Here is a 19,152-nt window from a genome sequence, read left to right on the forward strand (position 1 = left end):
GAGGCGGGACGGTGACGTGGACGGCCCACGCCGGGCCGCAGGGGGCGGCGCGGCGCCGGGCCGGTGCGTGTCGCTGACCGGTGTCAGCGGTTCACGGTCAGCGGCACGGTGTCGACGGTGACGGGCCTGCCGTCCTTGGGCGAGAGGTAGTACGCCCTCAGCAGCCCCGCACCGGTGCGGGTGGCCTTGTAGGGGAAGGTCACGTCGAAGGTGCCGCGGGTACCGGTGCCGGACGTGGCCCGCACGAGGACGTCGGCGGCGGTACGGCCCGCGGTGTCGGTCACCTTCAGACGGAACTCGGCCTCGAAGGTGTTGGCGCTGCCCCAGACCCGGACGGGACTGCGGACGGTGTCACCGATCATCGGCGACTCCATCAGCACCGCCGGGGCGATGTCCTCGAAGTCCGCCCGTCCCACCGGGCCGTTCAGGACGACGCCCTCGCCGCCGAACTCCTTCACCGGTTTGCCGTCGAGCGCGAAGCGGACCGTGTGGACGGTGGCGAACCGGGTCACGGTGAACACGACCTGGGCGAGGCGTGCGCGCATGGAGAGGCTTCCGCCGCCGTCGTCGTACCGGCCGGAGAGGTCGACTGTGGCGACGTGGTCGCGTATCACCACGGAACGCAACTTCGTCCCGGAGGGGATCGAGGTGGTACGGCCGTGGGCCCGTTCGTAGCTGGTCGGGCCGGCCAGCAGGGACCGGACCGCCGCGGTGGCGGTGGCCGGAGCGGTCACCGAGCGGGGAGCGGCCGAGACGTGTTCCCCGTGCAGGAAGTACACCGCCGTGCGCACGGTGCGGGCCGCGGGTGCCGGCGGAGCCGGCGCGGAGGCCCGCGGGCTCGCGGGTGCTGTTCCGGTGGCTCCGGAGGACCCCGAGGTCCCTCCGGAGGTGCCTCCCGGCGTTCCGGTTTCCGTCGTGGGTCCGGCGGGGCGGCCGTTGCCGTCCGGCGTTCCCGGTGCGGTGCTCGTCCCGCATGCTCCGACGACGAGGAGCGGCAGGGCGAGGGCCGCTGTGCGCATCCGTGGACGGCGCCCGCGATGGCGGGAAGCCGAGGTCACGCTGTTCATGGGAACCTCCTCCGACGCTTCCAGCGAACCGCCGAACGAGCCCGCGCACCAGGGACCGGTCGGCACTGGCGGGAGGGACCGATGGCCGGCCCCGGAGGCCATTCGGCTCGTCAACGGGTGGCCGACCGAGGGCGCCTGTCGGAGCGTCCGGCTCCGCCGGCCGGGAGAGCAGGACGGTGCTGTGGGGAGCCGGGCTTCGTCCTGGGCGGGCCCGCCCGTGAGGAGAGGGGAGCACACACGGCGGGGTCGGGGAGCGCGTGACTGCCGGACCCCCGCCGCCTGTTCGTGACCAATCCTGATCGGCTGAGATCGGGTCGCTTCGGTTCTTCGGGGAATGTTCGAAGGTCTGCTCGGTCTGTTGTGCGAACCCTCATACCAGAGCGGGACCCTTGCCGGGGGAATTTGTCAACTGCCCGCCGCGCATGATGCCTTGGTGACTACTGTGAGTGGCCGCCGGGCGACGCGGAGCCGACCCACCCGACTCTCCCGACCGGTACAGCGATGGCGCATGCCCGCTCGCGTCCGACACGCGAGCACAAAGGCCCGACGGACCAGTACGAGGAACAGATGTCTCACCTCCGTGCACCGGCCGCCCGAGCAGACCGCCGTGAGGGCGGGCGGCACGGGCGCCCGGTGGCCCGACCCGTCCCCTCGCTGCCCGAGACCCATATACGGCCTCAGCTTCTGCGTCTGGCGGTGCTGCCGCCGACCGCGGTCGCCCTCAGCGCCTGTGCCGCCGTGCTCTTCACCGTGCGCTCCACGGGGGCCCGTCCAGGGCTCGCCCTGTGGTCCGTGCTCGCCGGGGCGCTCGCGGTGGCGCTCGTCGGCATCGCGATCGCCGCCGTCGCCGCGGGCCGCGCCGCCCGGACCGTCCACGACCGGGTCGGCGCGCTGCGCCGCAGTACCGCGCGGCGCGAGGCCGACCTGCGCGCCCTCGTCGACGCGCTGCGCCACGGCGACGCCCCGGCCCCGCGCAAGCCGCGCGGCGGACCGCCGGACGACGCCGACGACTTCGAGCTGCTCGCCGCCGACCTGGCCCGCGCCCACGACGGCGCCGTCGCCGCCGTCGTCAGGGCCACCCAGCTCTCCAGCCAGGCCGGCAGCGAACAGAAGCTCGAGGTGTTCGTGAACCTCGCCCGGCGTCTGCAGTCCCTGGTGCACCGCGAGATCTCCATCCTCGACGAGCTGGAGAACGAGATCGAGGACCCCGACCTGCTCAAGGGCCTCTTCCACGTCGACCACCTCGCCACCCGGATCCGCCGCCACGCCGAGAACCTCGCCGTGCTCGGCGGCGCCGTCTCCCGCCGTCAGTGGAGCCACCCCGTCTCCATGACCGAGGTGCTGCGCTCCGCCATCGCCGAGGTCGAGCAGTACTCACGGGTCAAACTCGTCCCGCCGATCGACGGCCAGCTGCGCGGCCACGCCGTCGCCGACGTCATCCACCTGCTGGCCGAACTCGTCGAGAACGCCACGGTGTTCTCCGCCCCGCACACCCAGGTCCTGCTACGCGCCAACCTCGTCACCGCCGGACTCGCCGTGGAGGTCGAGGACCGGGGCCTGGGCATGCCCGTCGGCGAGCAGGTCAGGATGAACGCCCTGCTCGCCGACCCCGACCAGGTCAACGTCGCCAGCCTGCTCGCGGACGGCCGGATCGGGCTGTTCGTGGTATCCCAGCTCGCCCGTCGGCACGGCATCACCGTCCGTCTGCAGACCAACATCTACGGCGGTGTCCAGGCCGTCCTCGTCGTGCCGCAGGGACTGCTCGGCACGGCTCCCGGCCGGCCCGGGGACGTGTCCCAGGCGCAGCCCACCCCCGCCGGCGGTACGAGACTGCCACCGGCCGGACCCGGCTCGCCGTTCTCCGGGCCACCGGTTCCGGGCGCCCCCGGCTCCGGTGCCCCCGCCCCAGGTTCCCCCGTCCCCGGTTCCCGGATCGCCGGGGTGCCGCACCCGCCGCACCCAGCGCACCGGACTCCGGCGGCACACCCCGCCACGGGACCGTCCGGCAACGGGCACCCGCCCGCGGGCGGGCACGGCACCCACGAGCGCCCTGCGACGGACCCGCACGGCGGCGGGGTACGCCCCGCGCCGGATGCCGGTGTCCCGGCCGGCAGCAGGCCCGCTGCCCCGATGGGCCCGGACGACGGCGACGTATGCCCCGCCCCGCCCGCCGACGGCGGTCCCGCGCCGTTGCCACGGCGTGGGGCGCGGGACGGCCGGCCCAACCCCGCGGAGGCCGTACCCGGGATCCGCGCCGAGGACCGGTCCGCCGTCGACGCGAACGCAGGGGCTCCGCCCACCCCGCGCGTCGGACCGGTGCGCGGCACCATGGGCCGGCCCCAACTGCCCCGGCGCCGCGCCCAGGAGCACATCGTCCCCCAGCTGCGCGGTGTCCCGGTGCCGCGTCAGGACACCGAGCAGGTCGCCGGGCACGACCCCGGTCTGATGGCCGCCTTCCAGCGCGGCATCGGTCTCGCCGAGTCCGAACCCCCGCCCCTGGAGCCGGCCCGTCCGCAGGGGGTCACGGTCTCCGCCCCCGATCCCGCACCACCGGGGGCGTTCGGCGCCCACGACGGCGTGCCCGCGCCCGGACACGACCCGACCGCCCGCCACGACGGGAGCGCATACGACGGGAGCGCACCGGCCGGATGACCCGCCCACTGCCCGCCATCACCCCCCTCTCCCCACCCACCCCCGCGCCCGCCCCTGCCCCCACCCCCGTCCTCACCTCCGCCCCCACCCTCGTCCGCACCCCCAGCGCCAGCGCAGACCTTCGTACCCCAAGGAGTCGATCCACCATGGCGAGCGATGCGCCGACCGGCCAGGCTTCCGACCTCGACTGGCTGATGAGCGGCCTCGTGCAGCGCGTTCCGCACACCACCAGCGCGGTCCTGCTGTCCTGCGACGGGCTGGTGAAGTCCGTCCACGGCCTCGACCACGACAGCGCCGACCACATGGCCGCCCTGGCCTCCGGCCTGTACTCCCTCGGCCGCAGCGCCGGCATCCGTTTCGGCGACGGCGGTGACGTACGGCAGGTCGTCGTCGAACTCGACTCGACCCTGCTGTTCGTCACCACCGCCGGCTCCGGCACCTGTCTCGCCGTGCTCGCCGGCCGCGAGGCCGACGCGGCGGTGCTCGGCTACGAGATGGCGATGCTGGTCAAGAGCGTCCGTCCCTACCTCGTGACCGCCCCCCGCCAGCAGTCCGCCGAACCCCCGGCGCTGCGGCCTTGAGCGCGGCGGCGGCCGGCGACGGGCCCTGGCTCGACGACGCGGCCGGACGGCTGGTACGCCCCTTCACGGTCAGCAACGGCCGCACCCGGCCCAGCATCGCGCTGGACCTGATGTCGCAGGTGATGGTGACCGGGGTGACGCCGCTGGGCTATCTCGGCCCCGAGCACGGCCAGGCGCTCGACCTGTGCCTCGGCCCCGTCTCGGTCGCCGAGGTCGCGGCCCATCTGCGGCTGCCGGCGGCGGTGACCAAGGTGCTTCTGTCCGACCTCGTGGACTGCGGGGCGCTGACCACCAAGTCCCCCGTGTTCCACCACCAACCCACTGACCGGGCCCTACTGGAGGCAGTGCTCGATGGACTACGACGACAGCTCTGACCACGACAGTGGCCGCGACCCCTTCCCCACCGCGCTGAAGATCCTGGTGGCGGGAGGGTTCGGGGTGGGCAAGACGACCCTCGTGGGCGCGGTCAGCGAAATCGCGCCGCTCAGCACGGAGGAACTGCTCACCACGGTCAGCGCGGCCACGGACAACCTGGAAGGCATCGAGAACAAGGTCGAGACGACCGTGGCGATGGACTTCGGCCGCATAACCCTGGATCCCCAGCACGTGCTGTACCTGTTCGGCACGCCCGGACAGGAGCGGTTCTGGTTCATGTGGGACGAGCTGTCCGAGGGCGCCCTGGGCGCCGTGATCCTCGCCGACACCCGCCGTCTGGATGAGTGCTTCGCGGCCGTCGACTTCTTCGAGCAACGCGGCCTCGCCTTCGTCGTCGCCGTCAACGAGTTCGACGGCGCCCACCGCTACGACCCCGGGGAGGTACGGGCGGCGCTGGACCTCGACCCCGAGGTCCCCGTCGTGCGCTGCGACGCCCGGATCTCCAGTTCCGGTGTCCAGACCCTGCTGACCCTCGTGCGCCACCTCATCGCCCACGCACCCGCCCCCGCGCCGAGCCACGGCGCACACATGTGATCCCCGCACACCGCCACGGAGCCCGTACATGACATACGCGCACAGCGCCGGAGCCCGGCCATGAGCTACGACCCGCCGCGCCCGGCCGGTCGCCTGCTGCTCACCCCCGAGGACAAGGACGTCGCCGCCCGCACGCTGCGGCTGCGCAGGCTGGGGCTGGGCGAGCGCCCCGAGCCTGCTCTCGACGCCTTCGCGGACCACCTGGCCGGGCTCACCAGGGCGCCGTACGCGATGGTCAACTTCCTCGACGACAAAGGGCAGTTCTTCGCCGGGCTGCACCGGCCGGAGCGGGACGTCCTGACCGTCGACACCGACGGCCCGATGAGACCCGCCGGACCCGCCGGGCCGCCTGCCGGTCCCGCAGGGCCCGCCGGTTCCGTCGGCGGTGCCGCGACCCGGCGTGAAGTGGGCCGCCGCCTCGCCCGCGACCACGGCTTCTGCCCGCATGTGGTGGTGCGGCGCAAGGCGCTGGTGCTGGAGGACGTCTGCGACTACCCGCGGTTCGCGGGCAACCCCGTGGTCGACGAGTTCGGCATCCGCTCCTACCTCGGCGCCCCGCTGATCGACAGCACACAGATGGTGCTGGGCACCGTGTGCGTCGTCGACGTAGAGCCGCGGCCGTGGGGCCGGCAGGGCCTGACGACCATCAAGTCGGCGGCCGCGGAGCTCGCGCTGCGGCTTCAGCGGCGGGAGTCGGAGGGCCTGCCGCTCTGAGCGGGTGACGGCACGGGCCGCGGACGGCGTGAAGGAAAGCTGTGGCCGCGCTTAAGAAAACCTCGATGGACCGGGGCGCCGCCGTACGGCAGATTGCTGTCCGATTCCACTCCTCCCCCCGGATGCGGGCTCCTTCGGCGTGCCCGGAGACCATGCCCGGACCCGGGACCCGAACACAGGAGCCGTAGCGTTGAAGGCGCTGGTCAAGCAGAAGGCGGAGCCCGGGCTGTGGCTCGCGGACGTGCCCGAGCCCGTCGTGGGACCCGGTGACGTACTGATCAAGGTCCTGCGGACCGGCATCTGCGGCACCGATCTGCACATCCGGGCCTGGGACGGCTGGGCGCAGCAGGCGATCCGCACCCCGCTCGTCGTCGGGCACGAGTTCGTCGGCGAGGTCGTCGAGACCGGCCGCGACGTCGTCGACATCAAGGCCGGCGACCGGGTCAGCGGCGAGGGCCACCTGGTGTGCGGCAAGTGCCGCAACTGCCTGGCCGGCCGCCGCCACCTGTGCCGGGCCACCGTCGGACTGGGGGTCGGGCGCGACGGTGCCTTCGCCGAGTACGTCGCCCTGCCCGCCGCCAACGTCTGGGTGCACCGGGTTCCCGTGGACCTCGACGTCGCCGCGATCTTCGACCCGTTCGGCAACGCCGTGCACACCGCGCTGTCCTTCCCGCTGGTCGGCGAGGACGTCCTGATCACCGGTGCCGGCCCGATCGGCCTGATGGCGGCGGCGGTCGCCCGGCATGCGGGAGCGCGCAACGTCGTCATCACCGATGTGAGCGAGGAGCGGCTGGAACTGGCCCGCAAGATCGGGGTGAGCCTCGCGCTCGACGTCTCCCGGGGCACCGTCGCGGACGGCCAGCGCACCCTCGGCCTGCGCGAGGGCTTCGACATCGGCCTGGAGATGTCCGGCCGCCCCGAGGCCATGCGCGAGATGATCGCCAACATGACGCACGGCGGCCGGATCGCCATGCTGGGTCTGCCCTCCGAGGAGTTCCCCGTCGACTGGGCCAGGATCGTCACCTCGATGATCACCGTCAAGGGCATCTACGGCCGCGAGATGTTCGAGACCTGGTACGCCATGTCGGTGCTGCTGGAGGGCGGCCTCGACCTCGCCCCGGTGATCACCGGCCGGTACGGACACGAAGAGTTCGAGGCGGCGTTCGCCGATGCCGCGAGCGGCAAGGGCGGCAAGGTCATCCTGGACTGGACCGCGTAACCGCTCAACTCCCCTCCTCCGCCAGCACCTTCAAGGAGCTCCCTCATGTTCGACTCCGTGCGCGACGACCTGCGCGCCACCCTCGACGAGATCCGCGCCGCCGGCCTGCACAAGCCCGAGCGCGTGATCGGCACCCCCCAGTCCGCGACCGTCAACGTCACCGCGGGCGGCCGCCCCGGCGAGGTCCTCAACTTCTGCGCCAACAACTACCTCGGCCTCGCCGACCACCCCGAGGTCGTGGCCGCCGCCCACCGGGCCCTGGACCGCTGGGGCTACGGCATGGCCTCCGTGCGGTTCATCTGCGGCACCCAGGAGGTGCACAAGGAACTGGAGGCCCGGCTGTCGGCCTTCCTCGGCCAGGAGGACACGATCCTGTACTCCTCCTGCTTCGACGCCAACGGCGGTGTCTTCGAGACGCTGCTCGGCCCGGAGGACGCGGTCATCTCCGACGCCCTCAACCACGCCTCGATCATCGACGGGATCCGCCTGTCCAAGGCCCGCCGCTTCCGCTACGCCAACCGCGACATGGCGGACCTGGAGCGGCAGCTGAAGGAGGCCGCCGAGGGCGGCGCGCGCCGCAAGCTGATCGTCACCGACGGCGTCTTCTCCATGGACGGCTACCTGGCCCCCCTCCGTGAGATCTGCGACCTCGCCGACCGCCACGGCGCCATGGTGATGGTCGACGACTCGCACGCCGTGGGCTTCGTCGGCCCCGGCGGCCGCGGCACCCCCGAGCTGCACGGCGTCATGGACCGCGTCGACGTCATCACCGGCACCCTCGGCAAGGCCCTCGGCGGCGCCTCCGGCGGCTATGTCGCCGCCCGCGCCGAGATCGTCGCCCTGCTGCGTCAGCGTTCCCGGCCGTACCTCTTCTCCAACACCCTCGCCCCGGTCATCGCGGCCGCCTCCCTGAAGGTGCTGGACCTCCTGGAGTCGGCCGACGACCTGCGGGTCCGGCTCGCCGAGAACACCGCGCTGTTCCGCTCCCGCATGACCGAGGAGGGCTTCGACATCCTCCCCGGCGACCATGCCATCGCGCCCGTGATGATCGGCGACGCGGCGGAGGCGGGCCGGATGGCGGAGCTGCTCCTGGAGCGCGGCGTGTACGTGATCGGCTTCTCCTACCCGGTCGTGCCGCAGGGCCAGGCACGTATCCGCGTCCAGCTGTCCGCCGCGCACTCGACCGAGGACGTGAACCGCGCGGTGGACGCCTTCGTCGCGGCGCGCGCGCAGCTCGCGGGCTGACGGCTCGCGGGGTGACAGGCCGCCCGCATACCGGACGGCCGACGGTCTTGCGATAATCGGTCCCATGATCGAAGCGCGGCGGCTGCACATCCTCCGTGCGGTGGCCGACCACCGCACGGTCACGGCGGCTGCCGCCGCGCTCTACCTCACGCCCTCGGCGGTCTCGCAGCAGCTCACGGCCCTGGAGCAGGAGACGGGCCACCGGCTGGTGGAGCGCGGCGCCAAGGGCGTACGGCTCACCCAGGCCGGCGAGATCCTGCTCAGCCACACCAACGCGGTCCTCGCCCAGCTGGAGCGGGCGGAGGCCGAGCTCGCCGCCTACGGTTCCGGCGCGGCGGGCACGGTCACCGTCGCCGCCTTCGCCACCGGGATCGCCGAGGTCGTGGCGCCCGCGGTGGGCCGCCTGGCCCGGACGGCGCCCGGCATCCGCATCCGCGTCCAGGACGCGGAGGGCGACGCCAGCCTGCCGATGGTGCTGGACCGGCAGGTCGACGTGGCGGTCGCCGTCGAGTACCGCGGGGCGCCGTCCGCCGACGACCCCCGCCTGACCCACGTGCCGCTCTACGCCGAGCCCTTCGACGCGGTCGTCCCGGTCGCCCACCGTCTGGCCGACGCACCCGAGGTCCCGCTCGCCGAGCTGGCAAAGGACTCCTGGATCGGCCCCTACTCGGGCAACCCCTGCCATGACGTGGTCGTCCTGGCCTGCGAGAGCGCCGGCTTCCAGCCCCGCCTCGAACACTCCTCGGACGACTTCCGCGCGGTGGTGGCCCTCGCCTCGGCCGACGCCGGAGTGGCCCTCGTCCCGCGCTCCGCGCTGCGCGGCATGGACCTCGCGGGCGTGGTCGTGCGCCCCGTCGACGGTGTGGCGCCCACGCGCCGCGTGTTCGCGGCCGTGCGCCGGGGAGCGGAGGAACATCCGCTGATCCGCCCGGTACTGGAGGCGCTGGGCGAGGCGGCGTCGGTGTCGGCGTCGTAGGCCCGGCACCGGGCCGGGCCCTGCGACAGGGCCTGAGGTGAGCGTCCGGAAATACGGCCGTCTCACATCCGGGACAACTTCCCGAACATGAAACAGGAGCTGATCGGGAGCGCCTCCGCTCCGGACCCGGTCGACGCCCGTCTCGGCGCCCGGCTCGCCGCGCTGCGTGCCGAACGCGGCTGGTCGCTGGGGGAGCTGGCGGAGCGCAGCGGGGTGAGCAGGTCGACGCTGTCGCGGGCCGAGCGGGCGGAGACCAGCCCGACCGCCGCGCTGCTGGGCCGGCTGTGCCAGGTGTACGGCCGGACCATGTCGCAGCTGCTCAGCGAGGTCGAGGCCGAACACGCGCCGCTGCTGCGGGCCGCCGAACAGCCGGTGTGGGAGGACCGGGCCTCCGGGTTCGTCCGGCGCTCCGTGTCGCCGCCGCACGCGGGGCTGCGCGGCGAACTCGTCGAGGGACGGCTCGCGCCCGGCGCCGACATCGCCTACGACCGTCCGCCCGTACCCGGCCTGGAACAGCACATCTGGGTGCTGGAAGGGGAGTTGGACGTGACCACGCAGGACGTCGGCCATCACCTCGGCACGGGTGACTGCCTGCGGCTGCGGGTGTGGGGGCAGACCCGGTTCCGCTGCGCCGGTCCCGGGGACGTCCGCTACGTCCTGGCGGTGGTGCGGCCGTGACGGTGACCGTGACCCGGCTGGACGCCGCGCGACTGGAAGAAGGCGTGGAGGAGTTGGCCGGCCTGCTGGCCGACGCGGTGGCGGGCGGCGCCTCCGTGGGCTTCCTCGCGCCGTTGCCTCACGCCCAGGCCGTCGCCTGGTGGCGGGAACGGGCGACGGGCGTGGCCGCCGGCCGGCTCGCCGTATGGGCGGCCCACGACAGGGACGGCCGGGCGGTCGGCACCGTGAGCCTGGCCTTCCCGGACAGGCCCAACAGCCGCCACCGCGCCGAGCTGGTGAAGCTGATGGTGCGCGGGGACGCCCGCGGACAGGGCCTCGGCCGCCGGCTGCTGATCACGGCCGAGGAGGCGGCCGCCGCGTCCGGGATCGCCCTGCTGCACCTGGACACGGAGACCGACAGCCCCGCCGAGCGCCTGTACGGCTCGGCCGGCTGGACGCGTCTCGGGGCCATCCCCGGCTACGCGGCCGATCCGGGCGGGACGCTGCGGCCGACGACCATCTACTACAAGCACATCGCGGCGCATGGGCCGCACGCTCCGAGCGGGTGACTGTCAGTGGCAGGGGCTAGCGTGCGTGACATGCCGGATGCCGAAGACGTACGCCTTGTCGCGCTGTCCCTGCCGGACACGACGGAGAAAACCGCCTGGAGCATGCCCACGTTCCGGGTCGCGGGGAAGATGTTCGCCACGCTGCCGGAGGACGAGACCTCCGTCGCCGTGCGCTGCCCCAAGGAGGAGCGGGACGAACTGGTCCTGGCCGAACCGGAGAAGTTCTGGATCGCCGGTCACGAGGCGCAGTTCGCCTGGATCCGGGTCCGGCTCGCAGCGCTGGAGGACGAGGCCGAACTGCGCGACATCCTCGCCGACTCCTGGCGTCAGGCGGCCCCGCCCCGCCTGGTCGACGCCCACCCCGAGTTGGGCCCGCCCAGCACGCACTGAAAAGCCCTCGGGCGTTGTCAGTGCCACATGGCATGATCCGAAGGCAGTGGGGGTCCGCGGGGGCAGCCGGGACAGGAGGGGATCCCGGCTGCCACCACCGGGCAGGGCGGGGAGCGCCCGGGGAGGGGAGCGCCGAAGGGATGACCGTCACGTCGTCGCAGTCGTTCATCGAAGTCGTCGCCGCGGCTTGACATCGTCGCCAGGGCCAGGGCCAGGGCCAGGGCCAGGGCCGGACTCGGCGTCCCAGTCATGGCGGCGGGGGCTGCCGTCGCCGGGGCGGGGATGTCGTTCCGGGGCGTGATGTGGGCGACCGGCGTCCAGACCCAGCTCCCGCCCGACGTCCTCAACCGCATCCACGCCTACGACGTGGCGGGCTCCCTGGCCATGATGCCGGTCGGCCAGGCCCTGGCCGGCCCGGCCGCCGCGGCCCCGGGCGCCGGCCATGTGCTGCTGGTGGCCGGGCTGATGAGCCTCGTCGTGCCCACCGCGCTGCTCGCGGTCCCCGCGATACGTGACCCGATACGTGTCGACGCACGGACCCACGGCCCGCGCGCCGAGGCGGTACGCGGCCGGGCCCGCCCGGAGAGGCGCTGACGCCACCGGCCGCCTCCACGTCCGCCGCCCGGGTGCCGGACCTCTCAGGAGTTCGCCGGGCCCGTCCCAGGCCCAAGGAACCCCGAGATCCGCTCCCGCAGCGACCGGACGTCGAGCCCGTGCGCGGCGACGTGGTCCTCGACGTGCCCGTAGCGCCGCAGTTCGGCGCGGCCCACGCCGAGGCCCAGTACGCGGTGGGGGAGATCGGCGAGCGCGTCGTTCGCGGCGGCCGTCGAGGTGCCGGCCAGACAAGGCTCGACCAGGACGACGTCCGTCCCGGCCGCAGCCGTGGCCCGGCGCAGCGCGGCCCTGTCGAAGGGCCGTACGGTCGTCGCGTACAGCACGGTGGCGTCGAGCCCTTGCGTCGCGTCCAGCACCGCGTCGAGCAGGGGCCCGACCGCGACCACGACACCGCGGCGGCCGTGGCGCACGGTTGCGAAGCGCTCGCCGTCGACCGGACGGCCCTGCGCGTTGGACAGCACGGACAGCCGCACGTACACCTTGTCGTCGCCCGCGGCGACCGCCTGCCGCAGCAGTGTCTCGGCCTCGTCGGGATGCCCCGGCACATGCACGGTCCAGCCGTCCAGGGTGTCGAGCAGCGCCACGTCGCCGGGCGCCATGTGGGTGTAGCCGCCCGCGGGCCAGTCGAAGGAGGCGGCGGCGCTCACCAGCACCGCGCCCACGCCCTGATGCCCGAGGTCCAGTTTGACCTGCTCGAAGGGCCGCTCGACCAGGAAGCTCGCGAAGGTGTGCAGCACCGGCCGCATCCCGGTGAGCGCCAGCCCGGCGCCGGCTCCGACGAGGAGCTGTTCGCGGATGCCGACGTTGATCACCCGGTCGGGATGCCGCCGCCGGGCCTCGGCGAAGCCGTCCTTGCCGATCTCGGCGAGGACGACCGCGACCCGGGGATCCTCGTCGAGCAGACCCGAGACGACGGGGGCGAAACGGTCACGCATGGTGTCCATGAAGGTCGAGCCCTTCTGCTGTGGCAGGCAAGCACGGAGAACGAGGGGCGGGGAAGCCAGGAGCAGGAAGATCAGGCGTTCTTCGGCTCCACCCGGGCCACCACCACGTGCGGGCGTCCCGGATGTGGTGCGGTGAACGCGGAATGCAGCGCCTCGTGATCCCGGCCGTCGACGGTGAGCGCCGACCAGCCCGCCGCCATGAAGCGGGCCGCGATCCCGCCGGGACGGGCATGGACGGCTGAGGAGTTGTCGACGACGACGGTGTGCAGCCGATCCAGCCCGGCGGGCCCGGCGAAGGCGATCGCCTCGTGATTGCTGCCCTCGTCCAGTTCGGCGTCCCCGATCAGCACCCACACCCACGGCCGCTCGAGCCCCTGCGCGCGCAGCCCCAGGGCCGTGCCGACGGCGATCGGCAGCCCGTGCCCCAGCGACCCGCTGCCGATCTCCACGCCCGGGACCAGGGTGCGGTCCGGGTGGTGCCCGAGCGGAGAGTCGTAGCCGCCGAAGTCCGGCAGCCACCGCACCGGCACGAAACCCTTGGCGGCGAGGACCGCGTAGTAGGCCATCGGTCCATGGCCCTTCGACAGCAGGAACCTGTCCCGCTCCGGGTCCTGGGACCGCTGGGGACCGACGCTCAGCACGCGGTCGTACAGGACCCAGAGCACGTCGAGCGTGGACGTGGCCGCCGGTCCGTGCTTCTCGTCGCCGGTCATGAGCCCCATCAGTCGGGGCAGGTCGGTGTACCCGTGGGTGCGCCCGACTTCCTCGGTGGTCGTCATGCCGACGATCGTGCAACCTCAACCAAACTCGAGGTCAAGTCCTGTCGTGCGCCATGGCCGCGCATAAAGGTGTGCGCGACCACCGGCCCGGGTGCGGTATGGTTTTCCTGCGCGTTCGGCCGGGGGAAACCCCAGGTCAGACGGGTAACGGGACGTGGCGCAGCTTGGTAGCGCACTTGACTGGGGGTCAAGGGGTCGCAGGTTCAAATCCTGTCGTCCCGACTTGCGCAAGCAGGTCGAGGGGCCGTATCGGAGGACATCCGGTACGGCCCCTTGGTTCGTTCCGGGCCGACCGTGGCCGACGTCGCCCGGCCGGCCGCGGTGGCTCCTCCACCGCGGCCGGCCAGGACGATCACCTCGGGGTGGAAGCCGACGTGGCCGCGGACCGCGGCCGGATGTCGGCCCGGGAGACGGCCAGGTAGCCGACGAGGCCGAGGATGGCGAGCGTCCAGGACACGGTGACCGGCCCCAGGCCCAGCGCGAGGCCGCCGCGGGCGTGGGGGAGGGCCATCCAGTCGGCTGTCGAGGCACCGAGCGGGCGCGTGATGACGTACGCCGTCCAGAAGGCGGTCACCGAGCCCAGGGTGCCGCGGCGGTGGGCGAGGGCGGGCACGCAGATCGCGACGCCGAACAGGGCGACGGAGCCGAGGTAGCCGAGACCGGCGGTCGCGGTGAGGTCGCCCGCGGCGGTGCCCAGCGCGAACGTGGCCAGCACGGCGGCCCAGTAGAAGGCCTCGCGGCGCCGGGTGTGGATGCTGTGGATCGACAGGGTCCGCTCGACGGCGTACCAGAGGGCGAAGACCGCGGCCAGCGCCACCATGAAGGCGGGCGTGGAAACGGTGTAGGGGACGCCGAGACCCACGTGCAGGACGTCGGCGGCCATCGTGCCGAACACGCTCACCATCACGATCGCCGTCCAGTAGATCCAGGCCACGTACCGGCGGACGGCGAACTGCACGACCAGTGAGACGGCCAGGCCGAGACCGCCGAGCGCGACCGCCGGAACGGGGCCGAGCAGATGAGCCAGGTAGTCGGACGCCGTCTCGCCCATCCCCGTCGTCAGCACCTTGATGATCCAGAAGTAGACCGTCACCTCCGGCACCTTGTTCGCCATCCGGCGGATGTGGGCGCGGGGGTGGGGACGTTGATCCTCGCGGCGTTCGTCGAGGACGTGCTCAGTGTTCATGGCGCGCACGATCGCATGGTCAACTGTCCTGGTCCCAGACCCCTTTGCCAGGGTTTTGGGACTTCCTGTGCAGGAGTTGCCCGACGGCCCGGGAATCCGGAAGGCGACCCGGGCGCAGGTGGACGGCCCTGGTCACGTCAGGACGCCGTGCCCAGCTGCTTGGCGTAGCGCGCCTGGACGATCTTGGGGTAGCGGGCGGTGAAGACGGCCGGGACGGTGAACCCGAGTACCTGCACGGTGACCTTGACCGCGGCGCCCGCGCCCTCGGCGTCGCAGACGGTGAGGGCGGCCGCCGTCACGAGGAAGGCGCCGGCCCACACCGCCGTGATGACGTTGTTGATGCGCAGGAACTGCGGCGTCTTCCAGAACTTCTCCGGCACCGAGCGCCGCGCGATGCCCAGTGTGAAGGGGCGGCGGACGGCGAGGGTGGTCCCCGCGGTCACCGCCAGCCAGCCGAAGGAGATCGCCCCGCCGTAGTCGGCCACCTTCGAGTGCGGCGCGGCGAAGGCGACCGCGGTCAGCGCCACGAAGAAGCAGGCGGTGCTGAACTCCAGGATCAGCGCGTCCGCGGACACCCCCGCCCTGCGGTTTACGGCGATGAGGACCAGGGCAACGACCAGTCCGGTGAGGGCACTCCACTGCCACCCGAGCGGCGACAGGCAGGCGTAGGCGATCCAGGGGAGGAAGCCGCGCAGGTAGTGCATGGGAACCCCTTCCCGGGGCAAGTGATATTCCACTATTGACATGTCAAAGCTATGGGGTCAGCTGTGACATGTCAAATATGGAGGTACGGTGGGGTCATGAGCCTTCGCCACGCACTGCTCGGTCTTCTGGCGGACCGGTCCGCCAGCGGCTACGACCTGATGAAGCTGTTCGACACGTCGCTGGCCCATGTCTGGCCGGCCACGCAGAGCCAGATGTACGGCGAACTGAACCGGCTGGCCACCGCCGGTCTGGTCGACGTGTCCGCCGAAGGGCCGCGCGGCCGCAAGGAGTACACGCTCACCGAGCTGGGCCGCGCGGAGCTGGCCGGCTGGCTGGCGGCGGCCACGCCGGCACAGCCGCGCCGCAGCGAGCTGCTGCTGAAAGTGTTCTTCCTGGACCTGGCCACCGGTGACCAGGCCAGAGCGATCCTGGCCGAACGGGAGCGGCAGGCGGCGGCCGAGCACGAGCGGCTGTCGGAACTGAGGGCCGCGCTCGGCGATGAGCAGGGCCGGCTCACCGTCAACGGGCGCATCGGACTCGAGTACGGGCTGCGCATGTCCGCGATGGAGCGGGACTGGGCCCGGTGGGCCGCCGCGCAGCTCGGGACCCGCGAGCAGGTGCCGGCCGCGGCGGCGTACGAGGTCTGAGCGGCCGCGCCCGGCGCCGGGCACCGCTCAGTACACGTAACCCACATGGGCGAGCGCCTGCTTGAGGAGGACGCCGTGCCCGCCGGGCATCTCGCTCTGCACCGCCTCCGAGGCCGCCTCCTGCGGGCTGAACCACACCAGGTCCAGGGCGTCCTGGCGGGGGCGGCAGTCACCGGTGACCGGGACGATGTAGGCGAGCGACACGGCGTGCTGTCGCGGGTCGTGGTAGGGCGTGATGCCGGCCGTCGGGAAGTACTCGGCGACGGTGAAGGGCTGCAGGGAGGCCGGCACCCGGGGCAGCGCCACCGGACCGAGGTCCTTCTCCAGATGGCGCAGCAGGGCGTCCCGCACGCGCTCGTGGTGCAGCACCCGGCCGGAGACCAGGGTCCGGCTGACCGTTCCGTCCGGGCCGATGCGGAGGAGCAGGCCGATGCTGGTCACTTCGCCGCTGTCGTCGACGCGCACGGGAACCGCCTCGACGTACAGGATCGGCATGTGGGCGCGCGCCGACTCCAGTTCGTCGTCGGTCAGCCAACCGGGCGTGGTTTCGGTCATGTCAGACATTGCTTGATCATACTTTCAACGTTTCCCGCTGGGTGCGTGCCGCTCCGGGTGACTGTGACCGGCCGCACGTCCGTCAGTTCTCTCCCCTGTCATCGGTGAGTTCGGCAGGTCCGGTGAGCCCGTAGACCCGCCGTGCGTTGTCCCGTGCCGCCCAGCGGGCGATCCGCGACGCGTCCTCGAGGCTCAGTTCGTCGGCGTCCACCCGCTCCCGCAGCAGCCCGGCCAGCCCCTGCCGGAAGGCCACCGCGCCGAGGTGGTGGAACTCGGCCACACCATAGGCGTCAGAGCTGTACAGCAGTTTGCGGAACGGTGTGATCTCCAGGGCTTCGGCGAGGACCGCGCGGGCCCGGGCGGGACCGACATGATGGAGCGTCAGTCCGACATCGAGGTGGACCTGCTCGAACACGGCCGCCAGGTAGGCGGCCTGGCGCTGGTAGGGCCAGCAGTGCAGCAGCAGCACCGGGATGGTGCCGGCCGTCAGGTGCAGCCAGTCGGTCAGGTGCGCGGGGTCCGCACGGTGCAGGCGGATGTCGTTGTCGCCGAACCCGGTGTGCAGCTGGAGCGGCAGACCGAGGTCGACGGCCGTCCACAGCAGATGCCGTACGAGGACCGGGTCGTCGAGCCGGTGACCTCCGCGGGCGAGCCAGCGCGCCGCCGCACGCGCGACCTCCGCCTCCCCCGGGCGCGCCGGGTCCAGGTCGAGCCCGGTGCGGTAGGCGGCCACCGATTTCACCGCCACCACACCCGGCCGCCGTACGGCCTCCTGCGCCGCCGCGCACACTGCGGCGGCGTACTCGCCGGCCTCCACGCCACGCGCCGCCACCGCCTCCGCGACGCCCTCCAGCCGTACGACCTCGTGGGCCACCGCGCCGTCGCCCGCCGCGCCGGCCAGTTCCGCCGGGGTGGTGAGGCGGTCGGCGGCATAGCCGGTGTCGACGCAGAACACCCGCGTCCCGGCGGCGGCCAGAAACCGCCGGTTCACCTCCTCGGCGCCCAACTCCACCCGCCGGGCCAGGTATTGACCGACCGGGGCGTGGCGGGGCAGGTCCAGGACCGGGGCGCAGTGGCGGCGCACGGCCACACCGGCCGGGCTGTCGAACGGCGAGATCCCGCTGCCGGGCCAGGCCTCGCCCTCGGTGAGCAGGGACTCGAAGCCCGTCCGGTCCAGGTCGGCGCTCACGATCCCGTGGCAGTGGTGGTCGACGAGCGGCAGGGCGGCGACCACCTCGTCGACCGCCTCGCCGGCGGCTGGTTCGGCCATCAGTACGCCCAGCGGTAGGCAGCGGCGATCTGCTCGTCGTCCAGTCCGTCGACGGCCGCGATCTCACCCTGCCGCACGGCGGTCACCGCGTCGGCCAGCACCGGTCCCAGGGCGGTGCGCACAGTCGCGTCCGCACGGAACGCGGCGACGGCCTCCGCGAGGGAGGCCGGCAGGCGCCGTACGTCCCGGGCCGCCGCCTCCGCCTCGCCGAACCGTGCCGGATCGCCGGTGATCTCCTCGGGCAGGGGCTTGGACGCCGCCAGCCCGTCCAGACCGGCGGCGATCAGGCAGCCGAGCGCCAGGTACGGGTTGGCCGCGAGGTCGACCGGCTTGACCTCCAGGTTGGCGGCCTGGTCGTGCAGGCCCCGCGTCCCGGTGACGACCCGCAGCGCCGCCTCGCGGGTCTCCCGGCCCCAGGCGGTGAACACCCCGGCCCACTGGGAGGGTTTGAGCCGCAGATAGCTGGCCGGGCTCGGCGCGGTCACCGCGGTCAGGGCGGGCAGATGGGCGAGCACACCGGCGGCGAACGACTCCGCCTCGGCCGTCATGCCGTGGCGGCCCTCGCCCCCGGAGTGCAGATTGCCTCCGCCGCGCCAGGCGGAGAGGTGGACATGGCCGCCGTTGCCGACGCCCCGGGCGAGGACGGCCGGGGCGAAGGAGACCTTGAGCCCGTGCCGCCGTGCCACGGCCCGCACGGTCTGCCGCACCAGCACGCTCCGGTCGGCCGCCGCCACCGGGTCCAGCGCGCCGACGGAGATCTCGAACTGCCCGGCAGCGTACTCGGGATGGATCTGTTCGACGTCCACGCCCTGCGCCGCGCAGGCCGCCAGCAGATCGGCGGTGTACTCGCTCAGCTCCACCTGCCGGGTGGCCCCGTAGGCCGGACCCGAGACGGCGGGCACGAACTCCCCGTCCGGCGCCGCCCCCTGCCCGACGGCCCACTCGATCTCGATGCCCGCCTTGAAGGTGAGGCCGTGGCGCCGCTCGGCGTCCGCGACGATCCGGCGCAGGAAGGTGCGGCTGCAACCGGGGTGCGGCTCGCCCTCCTGGGTGATCCGGTCGACGGGGGCCCACGCCCAGCCGGGCTGCCCGGACAGGGCGACCAGGTGGTCGAGGTCCGGGTAGAGCCGCAGATCGCCGTCGGGGGAGCCGAGGACGTCGGTGGTGACGATCGAGTCGTCGGCCAGGAAGGTGTCGAACACCGGTGACATGCCCACCCCCCAGGCCGCCGCCGCGGCGAGCCTGGCCGTCGGGACCGTCTTCACCCGGCCGATCCCGGCGGTGTCGACATAGGCCAGGACGACGCCGTGCACGCCCCGGCCGGCGAGCTCACCGCTGAGTGCCGTGGCCCGTTCGACGTCACCGGGACGCCCGCCGGGGACGGGGTCGGCAAGGGTGGTCATACGTCCTCC

General features: G+C 73.2%; 20 protein-coding genes, 1 tRNA gene and 1 pseudogene. 14 read left to right on the plus strand and 8 right to left on the minus strand.

What is annotated here, in order from left to right:
- Window positions 1-83 precede the first annotated feature (83 nt).
- Window positions 84-1,067, minus strand: a complete 984-nt coding sequence (locus ACH4UM_RS12055) for a GerMN domain-containing protein (RefSeq protein ID WP_398176780.1) — start codon at window positions 1,065-1,067, stop codon at window positions 84-86.
- Window positions 1,068-1,634: 567 nt separating this feature from the next.
- Here ACH4UM_RS12055 and ACH4UM_RS12060 point away from each other — a divergent pair.
- From ACH4UM_RS12060 to ACH4UM_RS12115, 12 genes and pseudogenes are all read left to right on the plus strand, one after another.
- The gene (locus ACH4UM_RS12060; RefSeq protein WP_398176782.1) at window positions 1,635-3,719 is read left to right on the plus strand and encodes an ATP-binding protein; all 2,085 of its coding nucleotides are present in this window, start codon (window positions 1,635-1,637) and stop codon (window positions 3,717-3,719) included.
- Window positions 3,720-3,865: 146 nt separating this feature from the next.
- Complete coding sequence (locus tag ACH4UM_RS12065) at window positions 3,866-4,300, plus strand: roadblock/LC7 domain-containing protein (RefSeq protein ID WP_398176784.1); 435 nt, start codon at window positions 3,866-3,868, stop codon at window positions 4,298-4,300.
- Complete coding sequence (locus tag ACH4UM_RS12070; protein ID WP_398176786.1) at window positions 4,297-4,674, plus strand: DUF742 domain-containing protein; 378 nt, start codon at window positions 4,297-4,299, stop codon at window positions 4,672-4,674. The genes ACH4UM_RS12065 and ACH4UM_RS12070 overlap by 4 nt, the downstream gene beginning before the upstream one ends.
- Window positions 4,652-5,269, plus strand: a complete 618-nt coding sequence (locus ACH4UM_RS12075) for a GTP-binding protein (protein ID WP_398176788.1) — start codon at window positions 4,652-4,654, stop codon at window positions 5,267-5,269. Before ACH4UM_RS12070 ends, ACH4UM_RS12075 begins: the two co-directional genes overlap by 23 nt.
- Window positions 5,270-5,329: 60 nt before the next feature.
- The gene (locus tag ACH4UM_RS12080) at window positions 5,330-5,983 is read left to right on the plus strand and encodes a GAF domain-containing protein (RefSeq protein WP_398176790.1); all 654 of its coding nucleotides are present in this window, start codon (window positions 5,330-5,332) and stop codon (window positions 5,981-5,983) included.
- A 190-nt stretch (window positions 5,984-6,173) separates the two neighbouring features.
- Window positions 6,174-7,202 carry an L-threonine 3-dehydrogenase gene (tdh, locus tag ACH4UM_RS12085; RefSeq protein ID WP_398176791.1) on the plus strand — a complete coding sequence of 343 codons (1,029 nt, stop codon included), beginning with the start codon at window positions 6,174-6,176 and terminating at the stop codon, window positions 7,200-7,202.
- A 45-nt stretch (window positions 7,203-7,247) separates the two neighbouring features.
- Entirely contained in the window at window positions 7,248-8,447 is a 1,200-nt protein-coding gene (locus ACH4UM_RS12090) for a glycine C-acetyltransferase (protein WP_398176793.1), read from the plus strand.
- Window positions 8,448-8,511: 64 nt separating this feature from the next.
- Window positions 8,512-9,423, plus strand: a complete 912-nt coding sequence (locus ACH4UM_RS12095) for a LysR family transcriptional regulator (RefSeq protein ID WP_398176795.1) — start codon at window positions 8,512-8,514, stop codon at window positions 9,421-9,423.
- Window positions 9,424-9,510: 87 nt separating this feature from the next.
- Window positions 9,511-10,101 (plus strand): helix-turn-helix domain-containing protein, encoded by a 591-nt coding sequence (locus ACH4UM_RS12100; protein WP_398176797.1) that lies wholly within the window; start codon window positions 9,511-9,513, stop codon window positions 10,099-10,101.
- A 2-nt stretch (window positions 10,102-10,103) separates the two neighbouring features.
- A complete protein-coding gene (locus tag ACH4UM_RS12105; protein ID WP_398177662.1) occupies window positions 10,104-10,649 on the plus strand; it encodes a GNAT family N-acetyltransferase in 546 nt (181 codons plus the stop codon).
- Between the two features lie 30 nt (window positions 10,650-10,679).
- A complete protein-coding gene (locus ACH4UM_RS12110; protein WP_398176799.1) occupies window positions 10,680-11,039 on the plus strand; it encodes an MmcQ/YjbR family DNA-binding protein in 360 nt (119 codons plus the stop codon).
- Window positions 11,040-11,231: 192 nt separating this feature from the next.
- Window positions 11,232-11,633 (plus strand): annotated as a pseudogene (locus tag ACH4UM_RS12115) (MFS transporter); the annotation flags it as partial.
- Window positions 11,634-11,677: 44 nt separating this feature from the next.
- Here the strand turns inward: ACH4UM_RS12115 and ACH4UM_RS12120 are convergent.
- Window positions 11,678-12,598: a transketolase family protein gene (locus ACH4UM_RS12120; RefSeq protein ID WP_398176801.1), complete on the minus strand. Its 921-nt coding sequence runs from the start codon at window positions 12,596-12,598 to the stop codon at window positions 11,678-11,680.
- A 71-nt stretch (window positions 12,599-12,669) separates the two neighbouring features.
- Window positions 12,670-13,377 (minus strand): transketolase, encoded by a 708-nt coding sequence (locus ACH4UM_RS12125; protein ID WP_398176803.1) that lies wholly within the window; start codon window positions 13,375-13,377, stop codon window positions 12,670-12,672.
- A gap of 148 nt (window positions 13,378-13,525) precedes the next feature.
- On the opposite strand from ACH4UM_RS12125, the gene ACH4UM_RS12130 reads away from it, so the two are divergent.
- Window positions 13,526-13,599, plus strand: a tRNA-Pro gene (locus ACH4UM_RS12130).
- Between the two features lie 130 nt (window positions 13,600-13,729).
- Here ACH4UM_RS12130 and ACH4UM_RS12135 read toward each other — a convergent pair.
- Together ACH4UM_RS12135 and ACH4UM_RS12140 are read right to left on the minus strand one after the other, a co-directional pair.
- Complete coding sequence (locus ACH4UM_RS12135) at window positions 13,730-14,563, minus strand: hypothetical protein (protein ID WP_398176805.1); 834 nt, start codon at window positions 14,561-14,563, stop codon at window positions 13,730-13,732.
- A gap of 137 nt (window positions 14,564-14,700) precedes the next feature.
- Entirely contained in the window at window positions 14,701-15,267 is a 567-nt protein-coding gene (locus ACH4UM_RS12140; protein ID WP_398176807.1) for a hypothetical protein, read from the minus strand.
- A 96-nt stretch (window positions 15,268-15,363) separates the two neighbouring features.
- On the opposite strand from ACH4UM_RS12140, the gene ACH4UM_RS12145 reads away from it, so the two are divergent.
- Window positions 15,364-15,915, plus strand: a complete 552-nt coding sequence (locus ACH4UM_RS12145) for a PadR family transcriptional regulator (protein WP_398176809.1) — start codon at window positions 15,364-15,366, stop codon at window positions 15,913-15,915.
- A gap of 27 nt (window positions 15,916-15,942) precedes the next feature.
- Here the strand turns inward: ACH4UM_RS12145 and ACH4UM_RS12150 are convergent, their stop codons facing one another.
- The 3 genes from ACH4UM_RS12150 to ACH4UM_RS12160 form a co-directional block, all read right to left on the minus strand.
- On the minus strand, window positions 15,943-16,470 hold the full coding sequence (locus tag ACH4UM_RS12150; RefSeq protein WP_398177664.1) for an NUDIX hydrolase family protein: 528 nt from the start codon (window positions 16,468-16,470) through the stop codon (window positions 15,943-15,945).
- A gap of 82 nt (window positions 16,471-16,552) precedes the next feature.
- Window positions 16,553-17,740 carry an amidohydrolase family protein gene (locus ACH4UM_RS12155; protein WP_398176811.1) on the minus strand — a complete coding sequence of 396 codons (1,188 nt, stop codon included), beginning with the start codon at window positions 17,738-17,740 and terminating at the stop codon, window positions 16,553-16,555.
- Window positions 17,740-19,143 (minus strand): glutamine synthetase family protein, encoded by a 1,404-nt coding sequence (locus ACH4UM_RS12160; protein WP_398176813.1) that lies wholly within the window; start codon window positions 19,141-19,143, stop codon window positions 17,740-17,742. Before ACH4UM_RS12160 ends, ACH4UM_RS12155 begins: the two co-directional genes overlap by 1 nt.
- Window positions 19,144-19,152 lie beyond the last annotated feature (9 nt).

Source organism: Streptomyces sp. NPDC020801 (genome assembly GCF_044334385.1).
Taxonomy (GTDB): domain Bacteria; phylum Actinomycetota; class Actinomycetes; order Streptomycetales; family Streptomycetaceae; genus Streptomyces.